Source organism: uncultured Propionibacterium sp. (assembly GCF_963539965.1).
In the GTDB taxonomy this organism is placed as follows: domain Bacteria; phylum Actinomycetota; class Actinomycetes; order Propionibacteriales; family Propionibacteriaceae; genus Propionibacterium.
The window spans coordinates 1-3,496 of sequence record NZ_CAUTOU010000111.1; the positions used below are offsets into that span (position 1 = coordinate 1).

At 73.6% G+C, this 3,496-nt stretch carries 1 protein-coding gene and 2 pseudogenes; all 3 read left to right on the forward strand.

What is annotated here, in order from left to right:
* The coding region (locus tag R2N01_RS11210; RefSeq protein ID WP_316671226.1) for an RDD family protein at positions 1 to 725 on the forward strand (725 nt) is incomplete at its 5' end.
* A gap of 88 nt (positions 726 to 813) precedes the next feature.
* A pseudogene (malQ, locus tag R2N01_RS11215) lies at positions 814 to 2,925 on the forward strand (4-alpha-glucanotransferase); the annotation flags it as partial.
* Positions 2,926 to 3,084: 159 nt separating this feature from the next.
* Positions 3,085 to 3,496: pseudogene (locus tag R2N01_RS11220) on the forward strand (O-succinylbenzoate synthase); the annotation flags it as partial.

Consider the following 3,496-nt stretch of genomic DNA (forward strand, 5'->3'; position numbering starts at 1 on the left):
CCGCGCCCGGCGCCCACGGGCAGCCGGGCTACGGCCAGCAGCAGCCCCCGTACGGTCAGGCCCGGCCCGGTTACGGGCCGCAGCAGGGCGGCTACCCCTACCAGGGCGGCTACCAGCAGAACCCCTGGCGCTCGCAGGCCGGCTTCGCCTATCCGACCGGCCCGGCCACCGCCGACGGCGTCAGGCTCGGCGGGTGGGGCGCCCGGCTCGTCGCGTGGATCATCGACGGGATCCTACTGGGCGTCGTCCAGGCCGTCGTCCTGCAGGTCTTCTTCAGCGACATCATCGACGCGCTGATGAGCTGGCAGCGGGACGTCGTGTCCGCCATCAGCGCGGGCAGCGTGAACTACCCGTCCGGCCCGGCCGATCCGAGTTACGGCGTCACGACCCAGTGGTACGTCTACCAGGCCATTACGATCGTCATCGGCTTCGCCTACTTCGTGCTCATGATGCGCTCCCGGGGCGCCAGCCTCGGCCAGCAGGCCATGGGCCTGCGCGTCGTGCCGGCCGAGCAGGGGCGTGCCCCCGCGGGCCTGCCCTGGGGCACCACCTGCATCCGCAACGTCGTCTGGTACGGCGCCCGCCTGCTGGGAATGCTGCCCGTCATCGGCATCCTGGCGGGGCTGTTCCAGGTGGTCGACATCGTCTACGGCCTGGTCAACAAGAGGCGCCGGACCCTGCACGACAGGATCGCCGGGACGCAGGTCGTCTCGACCCGCCCGTGAGCGCCCCGCTGGGCCGGGGGCCGCGTTCCGCGGCCGCCCACCGGCCCTGCCCGGGCCGGGCCCGGATGCACTCGCTAGGGTGAAGCCCATGCCCCTGAATGACCCCGCGCTGGATCGTCTTGCCGAGCTCTTCGGCATCTCCACCGAATTCTGGGACTGGAAGGGCCGCCGCATCGGCGTCGCCGATGAGACGGTCATCAAGGTGCTCGCGGCGCTGGGCGTCGATGCCTCCACGCCGCAGGCCGCCGCCGAGGCCGCCCAGGCGCAGACCGACGGGCCGTGGCGCCGCCCCCTGCCGCCGGTCGTCGTCATGCGCGCGGGGAGCGCATCGACGCTCGACGTCCATGTGGCGGACGACCGCCCCGTCGGGGTCCGGGTGAGGCTCGAGGACGGGCGCCTTCGGGAGCTGGACCAGGTCGTCGGCTGGAGGCCGGCGCGCCTCGTCGAGGGACGCATGGTGGGCGAGGCCGGTTTCGCGCTGCCGGCCGACCTGCCGCTGGGCTACCACCGCATCCAGCTGCTCTCCGACGGCCTGCGGGCCGAGGCGACGCTCATCGTCTCGCCGGCCTTCCTCGGCTTCCCCCGCTCCATGGGCGACCGGCGCATCTGGGGCTACGCCGCCCAGCTCTACTCGGTGTGCTCGACCGGTTCGTGGGGCATCGGCGACTTCTACGACCTCGGCGCGCTGGCCGGCTGGTCGGCCTCGCAGCAGTGCGCCGACTACGTCCTCATCAACCCGGTGCACGCGGCCGAGCCGGTCGAGCCGGTCGAGCCCAGCCCGTACCTGCCGACGAGCAGGCTGTTCATCAACCCGATGTACATCCGCCCCGAGGCGGTCGCCGAGTACGCCTTCCTGGACGAGGCCGGCCGCGCCCGCGTGCAGCGGGCGAAGGCCGAGCTGGTCGGGCGCCTGAGGGGCGCCGAGCGCATCGAGCGCGACATCTGCTGGTCGCTCAAGCGCCGGGCCCTGCGCATCATCTGGGCGGCGGGGCGCGACGACCACCGGCAGATGATGTTCGAGGCCTACCGCCGCCGCGAGGGGCGCATGCTGCGCGATTACGCCACCTGGGCGGCGCTCACCCAGGAGTTCGGGCGCGACTGGCGCCTGTGGCCGGCCGAGTACCGGAGCCCGGCGTCGCCGCAGGTCGGGGTCTTCCGCGTCGAGCACGCCGACGAGATCGACTTCCAGTGCTGGCTGCAGTGGATCGCCTCGATGCAGGCCGACGGGGCCCAGCGGACGGCGCTCGACGCCGGCATGTCGACTGGTGTCATCACCGACCTGGCCGTGGGCGTCAGCGCGACCGGCGCGGACACCTGGATGATGAGGGACGTCTACGCCGAAGGCATGAGCGTGGGGGCGCCGCCGGACGCCTACAACCAGCTCGGCCAGGACTGGGGCCAGCCGCCCTGGCGCCCCGACCGCCTCGAGGAGCTGGCCTACGCGCCCTTCCGCACGATGGTGCGCAACGCCCTGCGCCACGCCGGGGGCATGCGCATCGACCACATCATCGGCATGTTCCGCCTGTGGTGGGTGCCGGCCGGCGGCGGCCCGCGCGAGGGCACCTACGTGCGCTACGACCACGAGGCCCTCATCGGCATCATCGCCCTCGAGGCGTACCGCGCCCAGGCCGTGGTCATCGGGGAGGACCTGGGCACCGTCGAGCCGTGGGTGCGCGAATACCTGACCGGCCGCGGCATCCTCGGCACCTCCGTGCTGTGGTTCGAGGAGGAGAACGGCGCGCCCAGGGCCGTGGAGTCCTGGCGCGAGTGCGCGATGGCCTCGGTCAACACCCATGACCTGCCGCCGACTGCCGGCTATCTCGACAAATCGCACGTGCGGCTGCGCCACGACCTGGGGCTGCTCACCGAGTCGCTCGAGGAGGAGGAGCGGGCGGCCGAGGAGGAGCAGGAGCGCTGGATGGCCTATCTGCGCGCCGCCGGGGCCCTCGACGAGGCGATGGCCGACGTCACCGAGGCCAAGGTGCTCGGCCTGTACCGCATGCTCGCCCGCACCCCGAGCCGTGTGCTCTGCGCCACGCTCGTCGACGCGGTGGGGGAGGAGCGCATCCAGAACCAGCCCGGCACGATCGACGAGTACCCGAACTGGCGCGTCCCGCTGGGCGGGGCCGACGGGCGGCCGCTGCTGCTCGAGGACATCTACGCCATGGAGCGCCCGATGCGCCTGGCCGCCGTGCTCAACGGCTCCATGCGCCCGCTCGCGCCGTGGACCCGTGACTCGCTCGTCGAGTCGCGGCCGGTCGATGAGCGCGGCGCGGAGGTGCCGCGACCGGCCGGCGCGGGCGTCGTCCGGGCGGCGCCCGCCCGCGGCCGCCACTAGCATGACCTCGTGAGCGGACGGATGGAGTTGGGGCGCCTGCGCGTCCCGCGGCGGCTGGAACGTGCGGGCGTCGACGAGGTCCTCGTCTTCAGGGTGCCGCTGCTGCACCGCTTCCGCCGCATCGACGTGCGCGACGGTCTGCTGCTGCACGGCCCGTACGGCTGGGGCGAGTGCTCCCCGTTCTGGGGCTACGGCGCCGTCGAGTCCTCGGCCTGGCTGCGCGCCGGCGTCGAGGCCGCCACCGTGCGCCTGCCCGAGCCGTTGCGCGACCAGATCCCGCTGAACGTGACGATCCCCGTCGTGCCCCCGCGGGTCGCCGCCGGGCTCGTGGCGGCCTCGGGCGGCTGCACGACCGCCAAGGTGAAGGTCGCCGACCCGCGCAGCGGGCTCGCCGACGACTGCGCCCGTCACGCGGCCGTCCGCGAGGCGCTCG